At 56.5% G+C, this 16859-nt stretch carries 16 protein-coding genes; 9 read left to right on the top strand and 7 right to left on the bottom strand.

The window, feature by feature from the left end:
• The coding region (gene psaA, locus H6F59_RS13855) for a photosystem I core protein PsaA (protein WP_190700764.1) at window positions 1-1475 on the bottom strand (1475 nt) is incomplete at its 3' end.
• 860 nt (window positions 1476-2335) lie between these two features.
• Here psaA and H6F59_RS13850 point away from each other — a divergent pair.
• The gene (locus H6F59_RS13850) at window positions 2336-2455 is read left to right on the top strand and encodes a photosystem II protein Y (RefSeq protein WP_106871929.1); all 120 of its coding nucleotides are present in this window, start codon (window positions 2336-2338) and stop codon (window positions 2453-2455) included.
• Window positions 2456-2585: 130 nt separating this feature from the next.
• Here the strand turns inward: H6F59_RS13850 and rdgB are convergent, their stop codons facing one another.
• Window positions 2586-3170, bottom strand: a complete 585-nt coding sequence (rdgB, locus tag H6F59_RS13845) for an RdgB/HAM1 family non-canonical purine NTP pyrophosphatase (RefSeq protein ID WP_190700759.1) — start codon at window positions 3168-3170, stop codon at window positions 2586-2588.
• 245 nt (window positions 3171-3415) lie between these two features.
• Here rdgB and H6F59_RS13840 point away from each other — a divergent pair, with 245 nt between their 5' ends.
• The gene (locus H6F59_RS13840; RefSeq protein WP_190700754.1) at window positions 3416-5170 is read left to right on the top strand and encodes an ABC transporter ATP-binding protein; all 1755 of its coding nucleotides are present in this window, start codon (window positions 3416-3418) and stop codon (window positions 5168-5170) included.
• 72 nt (window positions 5171-5242) lie between these two features.
• Window positions 5243-5923 (top strand): DUF4033 domain-containing protein, encoded by a 681-nt coding sequence (locus H6F59_RS13835; RefSeq protein WP_190700751.1) that lies wholly within the window; start codon window positions 5243-5245, stop codon window positions 5921-5923.
• A gap of 81 nt (window positions 5924-6004) precedes the next feature.
• On the opposite strand, the gene H6F59_RS27335 is transcribed toward H6F59_RS13835, so the two are convergent.
• Entirely contained in the window at window positions 6005-6268 is a 264-nt protein-coding gene (locus H6F59_RS27335; RefSeq protein ID WP_190700747.1) for a hypothetical protein, read from the bottom strand.
• Between the two features lie 283 nt (window positions 6269-6551).
• On the opposite strand from H6F59_RS27335, the gene H6F59_RS13825 reads away from it, so the two are divergent.
• From H6F59_RS13825 to H6F59_RS13815, 3 genes are all read left to right on the top strand, one after another.
• Window positions 6552-7574 (top strand): ABC transporter ATP-binding protein, encoded by a 1023-nt coding sequence (locus H6F59_RS13825; protein ID WP_190700743.1) that lies wholly within the window; start codon window positions 6552-6554, stop codon window positions 7572-7574.
• A gap of 89 nt (window positions 7575-7663) precedes the next feature.
• Complete coding sequence (locus H6F59_RS13820; protein ID WP_190516893.1) at window positions 7664-8476, top strand: ABC transporter permease; 813 nt, start codon at window positions 7664-7666, stop codon at window positions 8474-8476.
• 46 nt (window positions 8477-8522) lie between these two features.
• Window positions 8523-10088 (top strand): Gldg family protein, encoded by a 1566-nt coding sequence (locus tag H6F59_RS13815; protein WP_190516890.1) that lies wholly within the window; start codon window positions 8523-8525, stop codon window positions 10086-10088.
• A gap of 41 nt (window positions 10089-10129) precedes the next feature.
• On the opposite strand, the gene H6F59_RS13810 is transcribed toward H6F59_RS13815, so the two are convergent.
• Window positions 10130-10789 (bottom strand): hypothetical protein, encoded by a 660-nt coding sequence (locus H6F59_RS13810; protein WP_190700741.1) that lies wholly within the window; start codon window positions 10787-10789, stop codon window positions 10130-10132.
• Between the two features lie 450 nt (window positions 10790-11239).
• Here H6F59_RS13810 and H6F59_RS13805 point away from each other — a divergent pair, with 450 nt between their 5' ends.
• Complete coding sequence (locus H6F59_RS13805) at window positions 11240-11449, top strand: hypothetical protein (protein WP_190700738.1); 210 nt, start codon at window positions 11240-11242, stop codon at window positions 11447-11449.
• A gap of 70 nt (window positions 11450-11519) precedes the next feature.
• Window positions 11520-12683, top strand: coding sequence for a Holliday junction branch migration DNA helicase RuvB (ruvB, locus tag H6F59_RS13800; protein ID WP_190700734.1), 1164 nt, complete (start codon window positions 11520-11522; stop codon window positions 12681-12683).
• Window positions 12684-12758: 75 nt separating this feature from the next.
• Here the strand turns inward: ruvB and H6F59_RS13795 are convergent, their stop codons facing one another.
• Together H6F59_RS13795 and H6F59_RS13790 are read right to left on the bottom strand one after the other, a co-directional pair.
• Window positions 12759-13775 (bottom strand): pentapeptide repeat-containing protein, encoded by a 1017-nt coding sequence (locus H6F59_RS13795; protein WP_190700731.1) that lies wholly within the window; start codon window positions 13773-13775, stop codon window positions 12759-12761.
• 74 nt (window positions 13776-13849) lie between these two features.
• The gene (locus tag H6F59_RS13790; protein WP_190700728.1) at window positions 13850-14620 is read right to left on the bottom strand and encodes a hypothetical protein; all 771 of its coding nucleotides are present in this window, start codon (window positions 14618-14620) and stop codon (window positions 13850-13852) included.
• 332 nt (window positions 14621-14952) lie between these two features.
• Here H6F59_RS13790 and H6F59_RS13785 point away from each other — a divergent pair, with 332 nt between their 5' ends.
• The gene (locus H6F59_RS13785) at window positions 14953-15669 is read left to right on the top strand and encodes a pentapeptide repeat-containing protein (RefSeq protein WP_206755211.1); all 717 of its coding nucleotides are present in this window, start codon (window positions 14953-14955) and stop codon (window positions 15667-15669) included.
• Window positions 15670-16122: 453 nt separating this feature from the next.
• Here the strand turns inward: H6F59_RS13785 and tpiA are convergent, their stop codons facing one another.
• On the bottom strand, window positions 16123-16848 hold the full coding sequence (tpiA, locus tag H6F59_RS13780; RefSeq protein ID WP_190700720.1) for a triose-phosphate isomerase: 726 nt from the start codon (window positions 16846-16848) through the stop codon (window positions 16123-16125).
• Between the last annotated feature and the right edge of the window lie 11 nt (window positions 16849-16859).

Here is a 16859-nt window from a genome sequence, read left to right as displayed (position 1 = left end):
ATGGCGGTGTCAGAGAACATGTCCTGGGGACGGCCCAGGGCGCGCATGGTGTCGTTGTGGACGTATAGACCAAAGCTGTGGAAGCCGAGGAAAATACACACCCAGTTGAGGTGAGAGATGATCGCATCTCGCGATCGCAGCATGCGGTCCAGAGCGTTGTTTTGGTTCACCACCGGATCGTAGTCACGCACCATAAAGATGGAGGCGTGGGCCCCAGCACCCACAATCAAGAAGGCGCCAATCCACATGTGGTGGGTAAACAGCGACAGCTGAGTGGGGTAATCGGTAGCCAGGTACGGGTAGGGAGGCATGGCGTACATGTGGTGCGCCACGATAATCGTGATCGACCCCAAGATGGCCAGGTTGACCGCCAACTGAGCGTGCCAGGAGGTGGTCAGATCTTCAAACAGACCCTGGTGACCCCGACCGCCAAACAGCAGCGGGTCGCCCTGGTGGTTGTCTAGAATCTCCTTCATGCTGTGGCCGATGCCCCAGTTGGTGCGGTACATGTGGCCCGCAACAATGAAGAGCACAGCTAGCGCCAGGTGGTGGTGAGCCGTATCCGACAGCCAGAGGCCACCGGTCACGGGGTTCAGACCACCCTTGAAGGTGAGGAAGTCAGAATAGACATTCCAGTTCAGGGTGAAGAACGGTTTTATACCCTCGACAAAGCTGGGGTATAGGTCGGCCATTAAAGCCTTGTTGAGGATCCACTCGTGGGGCAAGGGAATCGCCCCTATTGAGTCGATTACCCGACCACCAATGGTTAACGGCCGCCCCGCATCGATCGCATCCATACAGGCGTTGATGGGCAACGACACGTGGATCTGCTGACCGGCATAGCCCAAACAGCCCAGGCCCAATAGCCCGGCCAGGTGGTGGTTCATCATCGATTCCACGTTCTGGAACCACTCCAGCTTGGGAGCGCGCTTGTGGTAGTGGAACCAGCCGGCAAACAGCATCAAAGCCGCCATTACGAGCGCCCCAATGGCGGTGACGTAGAGCTGGAAGCTGTTAGTAATGCCGTTGGCCCGCCACCATTGGAATAAGCCAGAGGTGATTTGAATACCGTGGAAACCACCGCCCACATCGCCATTCAAAATTTCTTGACCAAAGATGGGCCAAACCACCTGGGCACTGGGCTTAATACCGGTGGGATTAGTTAGCCAAGCTTCATAGTTTGAGAACTTGGCACCGTGGAAGTACATGCCGCTGAGCCAGATAAAAATAACGGCTAAGTGGCCAAAGTGAGCGCTGAAGATCTTCCGTGAAATATCTTCTAGGTCACTGGTGTGAGTGTCAAAGTCATGGGCGTCAGCGTGCAGGTTCCAAATCCAGGTGGTGGTTTTGGGCCCCTTGGCTAACGTGCGGTCGAAGTGGCCGGGCTTGCCCCATCGCTCAAATGAGACGGGTACCGGATCTTTATCAACCACGACCCTGACTTTTTGTCCCGGTTCAGGGGGACTTATCGTCATGGGACTCTCCTCTCTTCTACTCGAAAATACAGAGCGGATAAAGGCGCTTCCTACTCAATAGACGGATAAACCTGAGTCTATAGAAAGCTTAAATAAGCCGTTTCAGGCATTACAAGCCCCTGAGACACAAACGCTCTCCACTGGACGGCCAAGGGAGAGGCCTAAGAATCAGGTTTACAGCGCTTAACAGCCTAGTCCCTAGAAAGTTTCAAGCCAGCCTGGGAACGACCCCATAGGGCTTTAGATTTGCAGGGCTATGACAGGTTAAGTAACAAACTACAGAATCACCGCCGCTCTTGGTAAGGGAAGTTTTCACAAGTTAATAACTCTGAGAAAATTAAATTAGACTGTCGTTCAAGCTTAGGAAAAGGGTAACTTGAGCCCCTTTATTTCTTGTATTCAGAGAATTTTTTAGGGGCGATCGCAGCCCACCTTTTTCGCTAGCCAATACATTAATGATTCAAACCAAAGTGCAGGTTAAGCGACAATCGCGCCCCAGGCCAGCTCAAACCTTTTCTGCGGCTAGCCTGCCTATGTATAAGGAAATGCCTCACTTATTAGCGATTACCTAGCGATCGCTTTGCAAGTCATCTTGGGGGTCGCCATAACCAGCTCTGGGGCCACAGCAATCTGATCATTTCGTTAACTGCGGCCAGGGACAGACACCCAAAGAGACAATGGCTGTGGAGATGCCATTGGGGCCCGACAAGGCAGCGGTTCAGGCAATCTTGACGCCCTTAAGGGGGTCAGCTTTAGTTTAGATTGAGAAATCTCTCGGCCTGCGATCGCCCCATGTGGTGTACATTATGAGAAAATTGTGACAAGTGTTTAAGTAAAACTAGTTTAGGAGGGCATGCCCTATGGATTGGCGAGTCGTTGTTGTTTTACTGCCGATTGCTGTGGCCGCAAGCTGGGCTGTGTTTAACATTGGCCGGGCTGCTCTGGGGCAACTGCAAGATTTCCTCAATCGAGAAGCTTAGGATTTGCCTGCGAGGCTAGTGCGCGATGGTCAAAGACTGGTCCCACTGGGGCGATAGTTCAAGACCCGCCCATGGGGGCGAACGCACACCAGTTTCCAATCGACCCTAGGATGACCTAACCGTGGTTGGGTCATCCTAGGGTTAACTGCTTTAAATGGGGCATTAGTTGACCAAAGGCAATGCTCCGATGGCTGTTGGCGTCTTTTTGCTCGGCCGACATTTCAGCAAAGCTTTTGTCCAGGGCAGGCATATAGAAAATTGGGTCGTAGCCGAAGCCGCCAGCGCCACGGGGGGCCCGCAAGATCTCGCCGGGGCAGATGCCTTCTGTTTCAAGCACAATGTCGCCCTGGGGGTTGGCGAGGGCCAGGGCGCAGATGAACTGGGCGCTGCGATCGCGATCGCCAGATTTTTCTAGCTCCTGAAGCAAGCGATCGATTCTGGCTGCGTCGCTGTCGGCGTAGCGGGCTGAGTAAATGCCGGGGGCACCGCCGAGGGCGTGAACCTCTAAGCCCGAGTCGTCGGCGATCGCCCACTGGCCCAGGGCTTTGGCTACCCCTGCCGCCTTGAGCCGCGCATTCTCTAAAAACGTGGTGCCGGTTTCTTCTATATCGATCGCGTCGGGCTTGAGCTGCAGCTCCCAGCCAAGATCGCCTAAATACACCTGCATCTCTTTCAGCTTGCCGGGGTTTCCGGTGGCAACAATAACCGTGGGCATCGGCAACACATCCCTCAAACATAGGCCATGGGTCAATTGTAGTGCCTTGCCCGTTAGGCAAAATGGCACGCTCCCAGCAGATTGGGCTTAAGACGGTTCCAGCTAATTCCGATTAAAAATTTCAATAGGAGGGCGTACCTGCCCTCAGCCAGGACGGTCTAGCCAAATCCCTGGATACGACATTACCTGGAACACTCCAAACCTGGTAGCGTGGTGAACAGTATGCCATTGCGAAGGTTTTGCCCTTGAACCCCGAGCGCTCCGCTGAAGGCTCCAAATATTGGACGCTTGCCCCCTACGTACGGCGCGAGTGGCCCACGATCTTGCAAGCGTTGTTTGGCACCGTCATTTTTGTCTCTTTTTGGCCCATTTTGGCCTGGCTATCAGGGAATATTTTGGAGCAGTTGGCGGCAGGCAACGTGCCTGTGGTGTCACGCTTTATTGCCATCACCATGGCCGGGTTTGCGCTGCAAAAGATTGGTCAATACATTCAAGACTCGCTGATGGCCAAGGCCGCCTTAGAGGTGGCCTTTAATCTGCGCAGAGATGTGTACACCCACATTCATCGGCTCAGCCTCACCTATTTTGAGCGCAGCCAAACCGGCGACCTGTCATACCGCCTGACTGAAGACATCGATCGCATCGGCGAGGTGGTGCAAAAGCTGTTCCACGACTTCTTGCCCTCGGTGCTGCAGCTGGTAGTGGTGCTGGGCTATATGGTCTACCTCAACTGGCAGCTAACCCTAACGGCGGTGGTCTTAGTCCCCATTCTGGCGGTGCTAGCTGGGTGGTTTGGGGAGCAAATGCTGAAGTTTTCGCGGCGCAGCCAAAACCTGGTCTCTGACCTATCGTCGCTGGTCACTGAAGTGTTTAGCGGCATTCGCCTAGTGCGAGCCTTTGCGGCTGAAGACTACGAAGTCGAGCGCTTTACTCACGAGGCCGAGAAAAACCGCCAGGCCAAGTACAAGGCGGCCTGGCTTCAGGCGGTGCAGTACCCGGTGGTGGGCTTTACCTATGCCGTGGTGGTAATGCTGATTTTGCTGGTGGGCACCTGGCAAATTTCCCAGGAGAATCTCACTGGGGCCTCCTTTGGCAGCTACGTAGTTGCCGCGCTAATGCTGATTGACCCGGTGAACCACGTCATCATCAACTATGGCGAGTTTAAGCAAGGTGAGGCTTCCGTTGACCGCGTGATCGAGCTGCTCGAGATTGAGTCAGCGGTGCGCGAGCTGCCCACAGCTGCCGAACTGCCCAAAGTCACCGGGCGGGTCGAGTACCGCAACGTCACCTTCGGCTACGAGACTGATGAGCCCGTGCTGCGCAATCTCGATCTGCTAGCTCTTCCCGGCGAAAAAATTGCTCTAGTAGGATCCTCAGGGGCGGGGAAATCGACTCTGGTCAACCTGCTGCCCCGGTTCTACGACCCTCAGTCGGGCCAGATTTTCATCGATGATGTGGATGTGGCCACCGTCACCCTGCGCAGCCTGCGGCGACAGATTGGCATTGTGCCCCAGGAAACGACGCTGTTTTCGGGCACGATCGCCCAAAATATAGCCTTTGGCCAAAAAGATTTTGACATTGAAGCGGTGGAAGCCGCCGCCCGCATTGCCAACGCCCACGACTTCATCAGCCAGTTTTCCCAGGGCTACTACACCTGGATGGGCGAGCGCGGCGTGAATCTGTCGGGGGGGCAGCGGCAGCGGGTAGCGATCGCCCGGGCCGTGCTGCTCAACCCCCGCATTCTGATTTTGGATGAAGCCACCTCTGCCCTAGATGCTGAGTCTGAGGCGTTAGTGCAGGAGGCGCTGGAGCGGCTGATGAGCGATCGCACCGTCTTCATCATTGCTCACCGGCTGGCCACCGTGCGCGACGCCGATCGCATTTTGGTGATGGAAAAGGGTCAGGTAATTGAAGCGGGCACCCACAGCGAACTATTGGCCAACCAGAGTCGCTACGCCCAGTTCTATGCCCAGCAGTTTGCCGGCAGCAGCCTGGGGTAGAGATTTTGCCCCCCGCTGTCACCTCGCCCGCTCAAGTATTAATCTGGAGTAAGTAATTATTCCTGGTTTACTATGGCATCGCCCCCGGCCACGGGCCTTGGCCCCACCTCAGAAAAAGCAACCTATCAAGATGGTGTGGGCGATCGCCTGTTCATTTGGCTGTTTAGCCGCAAGATGGCCAAAGCCGTGGGCAAAGACACCGCTCACAGCGGCTACGACGGCGTTGTCGATTTATCTACCCAGATTATGCAGGGGCGCAATGCCCAGCAGCAGCAGGCACTCGTCGCCGTAGTGCTCAAGTCTCTGGTGCCATCTCCAGTGCTGTGGCTAATTCGCAACCTGTTTTCGCCAACCCAGCTAGTCTGCGAACTCAACGCCTGGTTTGCCGCGCGGCTATTCGAGTGGCTGGTCGGCCCCTGCGAAGTCAAAACTGTAGAATTCACCGACGAACAGGGGCGAATTAGAGAGCAGCGCAGCGGCGTCCAAATCAAGAAGTGCCGCTACCTGGATGAAAGCCGCTGTGTCGGCATGTGCGTCAATATGTGCAAGCTGCCCACCCAACGCTTTTTCACCGAAGACTTCGGCATTCCCCTCACGATGGTGCCAAACTTCGAAGACTTTAGCTGCGAAATGATCTTCGGCCAGACTCCGCCGCCTTTGGAAACTGAGGATGCCTACAAACAGCCCTGCTTGATTGATCACTGCTCGATCGCGACCCGCGATCCGCAACCCTGTCCTAAAGTTAGGAACTGAGAGCTTCGTTCAGGGTCTGCTCATACTCTTCAAGCGCTGCCATTACCGATTTCAGCTCTTGTCGGTTCGACTCACCAGGGTCTAATTGGTGTCGGATTTGGGCTTTACGGTAGCGTACTTCTTGTCGATCTCTAAGAGCCGCCTGTTGATCTCTTCGAGCTTCTTCTCTCTCTCGGCGAGTCTCGCGTTCTCCTGCTTCAGCCTCGCGGTTTCCTTCTCGATTTCGACGGTTCCACTCAACGCCGAAATTAGCCAGTGCAGCCAGGAGGGCTGCCACAGTGAGTCGGTTGCTCCAGGTTTGGGGCTGGGCGACGATGCTGAGGAATTGGAAGTCTTGTTCGTCATAGAACCTCAGGAACGCGATAGCAATCACTAATATTGTGACCAAGCTGCCGGGCAACAATCCCAGAAAGTTGATCCACATCTGGCGCTTAAATAGATCCATTCTAAGCTACGGTCTCTGGTCCAATAGACCTGGCCATTGTAGTAGAGGGTAGCTAGCGAGAGATGAGGAAGGTGGGGCGATGAGGGGGTTGACCAGATTTGGCGACTTAAACGCAATGGGAGGAAAAATCGCTACTGTAATCAGCAGTACAATATCCACTGGTTTGCTGGCGGTTCTACACCCATGATTGAAGTTGAGCACCTGAGTAAGACCTACGGGTCTACCACGGCCATTCGAGACATCACCTTTGGGGCACAGCCTGGGGAAATTCTCGGTTTTTTGGGGCCGAACGGGGCAGGTAAAACTACCACCATGCGAATTTTGGCGGGGTATCTCCCAGCGTCTGAAGGTACGGCCCGAGTGGCGGGGTACGACGTGCACAGCGACTCCATGGCAGTGCGGCAGCGGATTGGTTACCTGCCCGAGTCGCCGCCGCTGTATCCCGATATGACGGTGCAGGGCTTTCTCAACTTTGTCGCCAAAATCAAGGGCGTGCCCGCTGATCTACGCCAAAAGCGAGCCGATATTGCAATGGATCACTGCGGTCTGATCGACAAGCGCAAAGTGCTGATTCGCAAGCTGTCAAAAGGTTATCGACAGCGGGTAGGCATTGCTCAAGCCATCATCCACGACCCGCCGGTGATTATTTTGGACGAGCCGACGGTAGGGTTGGATCCTCGCCAGATTAATGAAGTGCGGCAGTTGATTAAAGGGCTAGCGGGTAGCCACACCATCATTCTCTCCACCCACATTTTGCCGGAGGTGAGCATGACCTGCGATCGCGTCACCATTATCAACCGCGGCCAGGTCGTCGCCACCGACACCCCCGACAATCTCACCACTCGCCTCTCTGGCGAATCGGCCTACGAACTCGAGATCAAGGGGGATGTGGATAGAGCCCAGCGCCTGTTGCGCGAGCTGTCTCCCGTGCGCCAGGTGACCCTACTAGGACTAGAGCACCTGCCAGAGTATCATCACCGTCTGCGAGTGAGTGCCGAAGCCGATCGGGGTTTAGGGGGTGCGATCGCCGCCGCCCTCGTTAACGCCGGCCTCGAACTCCACGAGCTGCGCCGCCAGCAGGCCACCCTCGAAGACGTCTTCCTCAACCTCACCACCACCGAACCCGCTACGGGGCCAACAGCACCCCCCGAAGCCTTCGCCGAGCTCCCCACCATCGAGCCAGCGCCAGATGAATCCGAGGCTTAGCCATTTGGCTTTTATATTTTGAATTTCCCCCTCATCCTCACCCCCTACCCATCCACCCTCCCACTCACCCACCCTCCCACTCCCCGCCCATGACCCTTCTCTTCAAAAACATCCTCGCCATCTACCAGCGCGAGCTGCAAAGCTACTTCGCCTCGCCTCTGCCCTACATTATCGCCGCCGTGTTTTGGCTGCTGGGGGGCTTCTTCTTAGTGGCAATTTTGCTGGGGCCACAGGGCATTTTGGCGCAGGCGGCGATGGCCGATCAGGCGGTGCAGATGGGCATGCCTCCGTCGCCGCCCTTTGATGTGGCCTACGAGTTCAACAAAGCCTACGTGGGGCTGCTGGGGTCGCTGTCGATGTTTGTGCTGCCCATGCTGTCGATGGGGCTCTACGCCGACGAGCGCAAGCAGGGCACGCTGGAACTGCTGGCGACTTCACCGGTAACTAACTGGGCGGTGGCCCTGGGCAAGCTGCTGGCGGTGGTGAGCTTTTACATTGCGATGGTGCTGCCGCTGATGGTGTGTCAGTCGATCGCCCTGGGGGCCGCCGAACCGTCTACGGGGTCAGGGGTATTCTTGCTGTCTCACCTAGGATTGGTGCTGATGGCAGCCAGCGTATTGGCCCTGGGCATGTTCATCTCGTCGCTGACGGAGAGCACGGTGCTGGCGGCGATCATGACCTTTGCGCTGATTTTGCTGCTGTGGCTGGTCGATGCGGTGGCCCAGGGGCTGCCAGGAGTGGTGGGTAGCGCGATCGCCCATCTGTCCCTGCTCAAGCACTTCACCGACTTTACCGAAGGCATTTTCGACACCGGTGGCCTGGTGCTGTTTCTCTCCTTTATTGGGCTGGGGCTGTATCTCACTGCTCAATCCATCGAGACCCTCCGGTTCCAGCGGTCCTAGTACCCAATCAATCCATTTGACGTCAGCAGGTTAGTAGTAGCGGGTAATGGCGATGAAATCGTTTGCGGCCTACCAAAAATATTTGAAATACCTGGCGTTGCCAGGGTTGGCCCTAGTAACGGCGGGGCTTATTGCGGGCATCGTCGCCGGATGGACTCTGCTGCCTGCGGGCCTACTGGTGGGAGGCATTGGTCTGCTCTTGCTCGGGCTAGTGCTAGGCAACCAGGGGCAGGGTCGGTTTTGGGCGCAGCGCTCCACCGAGGCGGGGGCCAATGCCCTGGTCTCTACCCTGGCGGTGCTGGCTATTTTGGGCTTGGTGAACTTCTTAGCCGTGCGCTATGCCAGCCGAGTAGACCTCACCGAGAACCAAATCTTCACCCTGGCCCCTCAGTCACAGCAGGTGGTACAGACCCTAGAAAATCCCACCCGCGTCGTCGTATTCGACCCGCTGCCGAACCCCCAAGATCGCCAGCTGCTCGAAAGCTACCGCCAGGCCGGACCGCAGTTTACCTTTGACTACGTTAACCCTTACAACGACCCTCGCCAGGCCCAGGATTTTGGCGCTACCCAAACGGGCATGGTGTTTGTGGAGAGTGGCGACAATCGCCGCTTTTTGCAGAATGTCGGCCCCAGCGAGCGGCTGTCGGAGCGTACGCTGACCAATGCTCTAGATCAGGTGGTGAGCGATCGCGCCCTCACCGTCTACTTCACTCAGGGTCACCAGGAGTTCACCATCGACGGCAGCGACACCGGCTTTTTGCAGGCGGCCACCGCCCTCGAAGATAAAAGCGCTGTGGTGCAGCCCCTTGACTTGTCTAAAACCAGCACCGTACCCGAAGACGCCAGCGTCGTAGTAGTGGCTGGCCCTGCCGCCGAATTCTTTGAGCCCGAAGTTAAGGCGCTGCAAACCTACCTCAACGGCGGCGGCAGCCTCATGCTGCTGATCGATCCGCGCACTAGCCCCGGCCTCGACACCCTGCTCGACCCGTGGGGCATCACCCTCGACGATCGCATTGTGCTCGATACTTCCGGTAGCGGTCAGCTCGTCGGCCTTGGCCCCGCCGCTCCGCTAGTCACCGACTTCGGCGACCACCCGATCACCCGCGACTTCACCGGCGGGCGATCGTTCTTCCCCTTGGTGCGGCCAGTCAATGTCGAAGAAGTGCCGGGGGTAACGGCAACGCCCATTCTCCAGAGCAACCCCCAGAGTCGGGCCGAAGCCCTCTCTACCGAGGGCGAGCTGCAATACGACGAAAACGCGCCGCCCTCTGGCCCCTACACCCTGGGGGTCGCCCTCAGTCGCCCCGTTGATGGGGCCGCTGCTGCCGAAGGTGAACCACCGCCGGAGTCGCGCCTAGTCGTGATTGGCAACGCCACCTTTGCCACCGATGGCCTATTTGAGCAGCAGCTCAATGGCGATGTCTTTCTCAATGCCGTCAGCTGGCTGGGTCAGCAAACCGACGCTACCCTCTCCATTCGCCCCCGCGAAGTCACCAACCGCCGCATTACCTTAACGGTGCAGCAGCAGATTGGTTTGGGAGTATTTGCCCTGCTGGTGCTGCCGGCAATCGGTCTTGGTTTAGCCGTGCTGATGTGGTTGCGGCGGCGATAGAACAGCCTGCCCAAGTCTGTTTGAGGGCACCAGAAACCGCCTTAGGGATAATTGAACGTTTGCGCCTGGGTATGTGAAACCTGTTGGGCAAAGCAGGCCACGGCATAAAGAATGATGGTTTCACCCAGAAGTTCTGCCAGTTCCTCTAGGGTGATGCGGAGATGCTCGATTAGAAGGACGGTTGCCGATGAGGAATGAGAGGGTAGCGCTGCCGCGATCGCATCCTTGGCCATCTCGGTTCCAAACCCGCCCAGCAAGAAAATCCCCAGCCCCGCCAGCACCCCCAGTACCGTGGGCCGGTGGGTACGCCACAGCCAGACTAAATCTCGAAACCCCAACACCGCGATCGCCACCAAGAGGCTGAGGTAGACCAATTTCCAGTCCACCTGCCGCAGGGTGAGATGGAACTTGAGCAACTCATCCGCAGCACCCAAGAAGCAGAGCAGCGCCACAGCACTAGGCAGCACCCAGGAGATCGGCCTAGCCATGTGCCGCCGAGACCGCAGCACACCCACACACAGCAGCCCAATCGTGCCCAGCAGGATCGCCTGTAGCCAAGAGGGCAGCGATCGCAACCCATTAAAGTCAAATAGCCCCGCCTCGCCCCGCCGATTGACTAGGGCCAAATAGGTCAAAGCCAGCCCCACCTCAAAACCAATCAGGGCAATCGCTGCCTGTTTCAAAAACTTTGGTGTGGGCATCGCAAATATCACTAAATCGCTAGGCTCAGCTTGCCTTTTGCACAGCGACAACAGCCATCGGATTTAGTCGGGTCTAGTCGGCAATACCCGTCGGCATGGGCAAATTGACCGCGATTAGTGGCCCTACAGCCAGTGAACCTGAGGTGAAGACAGCCAAAAAAAGCCAAAAGTTGAACCTATTAGGCATTTTTTCGTTTTTAAGCCTTTCTGTGTTCCTTGTTTTGCTACACGCGCCCTAGCCAAGCCGATCGCGATCGCACATCAGCAAATAACTCCTGAATTAAGAACAGAATTTTTCAGAAGTTTTTCCCCTCGCGCAACCAGGACATTTGTTCCATGCTGTTGGGGTGTTCTCTGCTGTTGAGCGAATCCTTCAGTCTGGTTTTTGAAGCAATTCAAACCTAGTCTGAGGTTCTCCTGGTTGCCCGTTTACCCATTAGGTGTGTAGCCATGACTGTATCTACCCTCACCCCACCCAGCGTACAGTGTCCCGAATGCGGCGTTCACAGCATTGTGGAATACAAGCCCACGGTGTACCACTGTCTCAAATGCGACTTTGAAAAAGACCTGAGCCTCTCCCCAGAACCTAAAAGCGACGGCCTAGGTTCAGTTATTTTAGGCATGCTCGGCTTTGGCGTAGGGCTGCTCATCCTGCTGTAGCGCTGACCAATGGCTTGATAGTGCAAATGCACCACAGTATTATGGGGGGGCCGCCCATTAGGCTCCCCCTATGGCCATTGTTTCTTCTCACACCGCCGACGATTCAGCTAAGCCCAAGCGAGCCCAGTCTAAACCGTCAGCACAGCCCTCCGAAGCGGTTGAATTGCAGCCGCTACTCTCCCTCGTCAAAGGTGGGGAGATGCAGCCAGAAGATTTAGGGGATGAAGTTACCGAGGCGGCACCATCCACGGCCCCAGAAGACACCCTGCGGCCCCAGCGATTGCAAGACTACATTGGCCAATCTTCCCTAAAGGAAGTGCTGGGCATTGCCATTCAGGCGGCTCAGTCGCGGCAAGAGCCGCTTGACCATCTGCTGTTGTATGGGCCGCCAGGGCTGGGCAAAACCACCATGGCGCTAATTTTGGCCCAGGAGATGGGGGTGACCTGCAAAATCACCACGGCCCCTGCCCTAGAGCGCCCCCGCGACATTGCTGGCCTGCTAGTCAATCTCAAGCCGGGGGATGTGCTGTTTATTGACGAAATCCACCGGCTGCCCCGGGTGACCGAAGAAATTCTCTACCCAGCCATGGAAGACTCACGGCTGGATATCACCATTGGCAAAGGGCAGTCGGCCCGCACTCGCAGCATTCCGCTGTGCCCGTTTACGTTGGTAGGGGCAACGACCAGGGTAGGAGCGCTGAGTTCTCCGCTGCGCGATCGCTTCGGTCTCATCCAGCGGCTGCGCTTCTACGAGATCGATGAGCTTCAGCCCATCGTGTTGCGCACCGCCGACGTCCTCAAAACCCCCATTGAACCCGCCGGAGCTGAAGAAATTGCCCGCCGCGCCCGGGGCACCCCTCGCATTGCCAACCGCCTGCTGCGACGAGTGCGCGACTATGCTGAGGTTAAGAGGGCAGGCCCCATTACCGCCGCCCTAGCTGCCGAAGCGCTAGAACTATTCAACGTTGACCCCTGCGGCCTCGACTGGACCGATCGCCGCCTGCTGTCAGTGATGATCGAAAACTTTGGCGGTGGTCCCGTTGGTCTCGATACCATGGCCGCCTCCACGGGCGAAGACCCCCAAACCATTGAGGAAGTCTACGAACCTTACCTGCTGCAAATTGGCTATCTACAGCGCACTCCCCGGGGCCGAGTGGTCACCCCTGCCGCCCGCCGCCATCTGGGCTATGACGAAGCGCTACCGGGCGATGGCAGCCAGATGACACTGTTGTAAGCCGAGGGATGGGGACAAAGGCACAGGGTTCTAAATCGTTTCTTACCCCGTCAACCTTGTACCCAATCCCAGCGCCTAAGCTGGCTGGCTATCCAAAGCAACCGTCCCCGCTACGTCTCCCGGCATGTCGATGATTGCTTGCATCAGGTTGGTTTGGTTGAGATTGGCTCCAGTCAGGTCGGTCCCCAGCAGGTTTGCTCCCAGCAGGTTCGCTCCGCTGAGGTCAGCGTTGGCGAGACAAGCGCCCCACAGATCGGCGTGCATAAGGTTAGCCCCAGCTAAATTGGCCCCACTGAGGTCTATGCCAGTCAGCCTTGCCCCGCTGAGGTCAGCTCCCCACAGGGATGCGCCTGGGGCCAGGTGGTGCAGCGTTTCAGGCACCTGAAACCCTCGTGGGAAATGGGTGCTGTCAGAGTAGAGGGCACCGTCTAAGTTGGCGTGGGCTAGCTGACACCCTCGCAGGTTGGCCCCAATTAGATTGGCACGGCCCAGGTCGCTATGGCGCAGGTCGGCTCCACGCAGGTCGGCCAACATCAGCGTGGCCTGACGCAGGTCAGCGTAGCGCAGATCGCTATCGCCAATCAGAGCACTGAGCAGGTTGCTGCGTCTTAGCACCGCCCCAAACAATTGACTGTTCACCAGCAGTGCCCCGCTGAGATCGGCAGCAGTTAAGTCGGTGCCGCCCAGATCGCGCTCTCGCAAATCTTTAGTCGCGAGGGCCGCCCCTGGTGCCAGGCTCCACATGCGGGCCTGCCCAGGGTTAAATCCTTCGGGAAACTGAGTTTGGGCATTGTAGAGGGCTCCTTCCAAACGCGCATCATCGAGGTTGGCCCCGGTCAGCACGGCCTCGCGCAGATCGGCCCAGCGCAGGTCGGCCCCCACCAGTTTGGCGTTGCAGAACTGGGTCTGTTTGAGGTTAGCCCGACGAAAATTAGCTTGGGTAAGGTTTGCCCCACTAAAGTCGGCCCCCCAAAAATCAACCCTGGCTAAACTCCAGTGGTTGAGGTCGGCTCCGGCCAGATTGATGCCGGTAAAGTCTCGCTCCCCTTCTACAAAGGCCGTCCAAAGATTTTCTAGCGTTTTGAGATTCATGCCTGCATACCGCTCAACATTGCCTGGGAACATCGTTAGTGATCAACCGACTTTTGCCTACTGGGCTGGCACCCCTAGCTTGTGGCCAAACGCCCTAGCCAGGGAACGGCCTGCTGCGGCCGTTCGGGCTGATGAACCCAAACCACATAGCCGTTGTCATCTCGGGTAGCGAGGGCGCGTTTGCCTTGCTGCTGAAGCTGTTGCACCAGCATTCGAGCTTTGTCTAGATCGGGGCGGTTGCGGTAGTAGCGGTAGTACTCACCCTCAACGGCAAGGGCCAAACTGCGGCCTTGATCAGCACCTTGAATGTGGTAAAGCGCATGCTCATTCATAGGGCTAGACGTTAGCTCCACTTTGGCCTGGGCATCTGGGGCAGCGGGCAGCAGGCTAGCCCAATCAAGAGCTGTGGTCGTCTTGGTGGTAGTTGCAGTTAGCGCTGCATCGTGGCTGGCTGCGGCCAATTCAATAGAATGCGATTGGTTTATGGTGTCAGCGGTAGGCAGGCGATCGCTCTCAAAGTCCTCCTGCTGGTCGTCTGCTAGCAGCACCTGATCAAGCAAGCCCTGATGCCGTTGCACTCGGCCCTGCCGAACGCGCATGGCCTCAGCAGTACCGATACCGATCGCAACGCTCGACAGGATTGCAAAGCCAATGTAGCGAATCGAAAATTCCTTGTGCTGGTTGGTGATTAGAGCTGAGTCGACCCAGTAGCTTAGTGGTTGGGGCAGCTGCTCCGAAACTCGGACTGCGCGATCGGAAGCCATTGGCCAGGTCAGTGCCGCAAACCCAGCACTAGAGGCTAGCAGCGCTGGCAAGACAATACGACGAAAGGGAGAGTTATCCATAGCAGAGAACACACTGAGGTGAATAAATCACCCTCCAGAAGATCCCCTTCAGAATACGCAATAGACCAGCAAGGAACTGCGAATTCACCGATGGTACTCTGTGATACTTTGATGAATCCTTAGAGCTATATCCGTAGAAATACGGACACATCGGCCATCTAATAGAAAAGCTGGGATCCTTTACAAGGAAAGGTTTGACCTCTATCAGAACTTGATGCGATCGCTCCTGATTAGTGTTTGTGCCTTTGAGTATTGGAACACCAATACCCAGCAACCCAGCTCGAACTATGCGGTGGAACATCTTTATCAGTCTGCTCGTACTTTTAACCGCTGTGACCCCCACCGCGTGGCGCGTAGCGAACGAACAACTCAGTCGTCGTCAAGCTTTAGAAGCCGCAGGGGATGGCGCCACAGAGATCGTATCTACGGCCCAAGCTATGGCCACTCCGGGCGATCGCCGCTGTCAGCATTGCGATCTAGCCGATGCCGATCTCAGCAGTCAAGACCTCAGCCGCAAAAATTTTCGAGAGGCTGACATGTCCAGGGCCGACCTAACTGGCACCCAGTTAATTAACGCCGTTTTGCATAAAGCGAATCTTACCCAGGCCACACTCCATCAGGCCAACCTTCAAGGGGCAGACCTTTCTGAAACTAATCTGTTGCAAGCCGACCTCAGCCAGGCTCAAATGCTCCATGCCAGTCTTGTCAAAGCTAACCTTACCAGCGCATCTCTCACCCAAGCCGAGTTGCGCGACGCCGCCCTATGCTCAGCCCAAATGCACCAGGCTGATCTTTCAGAAGCCAGCCTCTACGGGGCGATCTTGCGCCAGGCCGATCTCTCAAACGCAGATCTGCGCGGAGCAGACCTACGCTACGCCGACCTCTACGAAGCCGACTTAACCAACGCTAATCTCACCGGGGCGCGCCTAGAGTTTGCCACCATGCCCGATGGCAGCACCTACAATCAAGGCTACGTGCAACCCATCAACCCCTCCCAGGGCTGCGACCAGAGCCATTCTGAGAGCGTCGCTGAGCAATCAGAACCCTAAAGCCGTCCCCTATTTAGACAGATAGTATTGGCTTAAACACCGTCGCAAAGCATTCTCTTCCCGGCTCTCAAAAGCGAAAGCCGCTAACAAACGGAACAAAATATAGTGCCGTTCTCATAACCACCTAGGGCTTGCATTGCTCAGACACGCTGGACAGCCGAAGGCCGCTTCACGGCCAGATCTAATCCAGCCAGTTCCTACACGTTAGCCAGCCTTTTCTCCAACGTCATAGTAAGCCTGAGAGAAATTTGCGAGCCTGGCTTGGCCTATTGTCAAAAGCTTTACGTTGCCACCACTGCTGCTGACCACCAGTACGTTCGTAGTCAACCCCCAAAGGCATAGGCAGAACAGGCCAAACTAGCCCTTTAGCCTGTTCTGCCTATGCCTTTGTCTTGGGTTGCGTTCCTGGCAGTCTGGTTTTGCCAAGATGGCTTCGGAAAATATGAGCTAAGGTCACTGAAAGTTGACGATACGGGCAAAGCTTTCGGGCTCTAGGCTGGCACCACCAACTAAGGCACCATCAATCTCGGGCTGAGCCATCAGCTCATCGACGTTGCTAGGTTTGACCGAACCACCGTACTGAATAGTGACATCGGGGTTTTTCAGCAGCTTGCGAATGCCGCCAATTACCTGGTTAGCATCGGCAGCTTCGCAGGTGTCTCCAGTGCCGATCGCCCAGATCGGTTCGTAGGCAATGACCAAATTGTTCTGATCGACATCCACCAGACCCTTCTCAATTTGGGTGGCAATCAACGATTCGGTTTCGCCAGCATCGCGCTGACTCTTGGTTTCGCCTACACACAAAATTGGGGTTAGGCCAGACTTTTGAGCCGCTTTCAGGCGCAGGTTAACCGTTTCATCAGTGTCGCCGAAGTACTGGCGGCGCTCACTGTGACCCACAATTACATAGCGCACCCCAAGCTCTCGCAGCATGTCCCCCGAGATTTCGCCAGTAAAAGCTCCCTCTGGCAGCCAGTGAATATTCTGGGCACCCACCCTGATTCTGGCTCCGTGCAGGCTTTTGGACAGGGCTCCCAGCGCAGTAAAGGGTGCACACAGAACTATTTCACGCCCGTCGGGGGTGTCGGCGAGTTGTCCAAGAAAATGGCGCAGAAAGTCCAGGGTTTCGCCCTGGGTCTTGTACATTTTCCAGTTGCCAGCGATAACGATTTTGCGCACAGTGTTTTGAG

The organism is Nodosilinea sp. FACHB-141 (assembly GCF_014696135.1).
In the GTDB taxonomy this organism is placed as follows: Bacteria; Cyanobacteriota; Cyanobacteriia; order Phormidesmidales; family Phormidesmidaceae; genus Nodosilinea.
The sequence above is the reverse complement of the archived record's forward strand: the minus strand, read 5'-3'. Positions and strand labels throughout refer to the sequence as shown.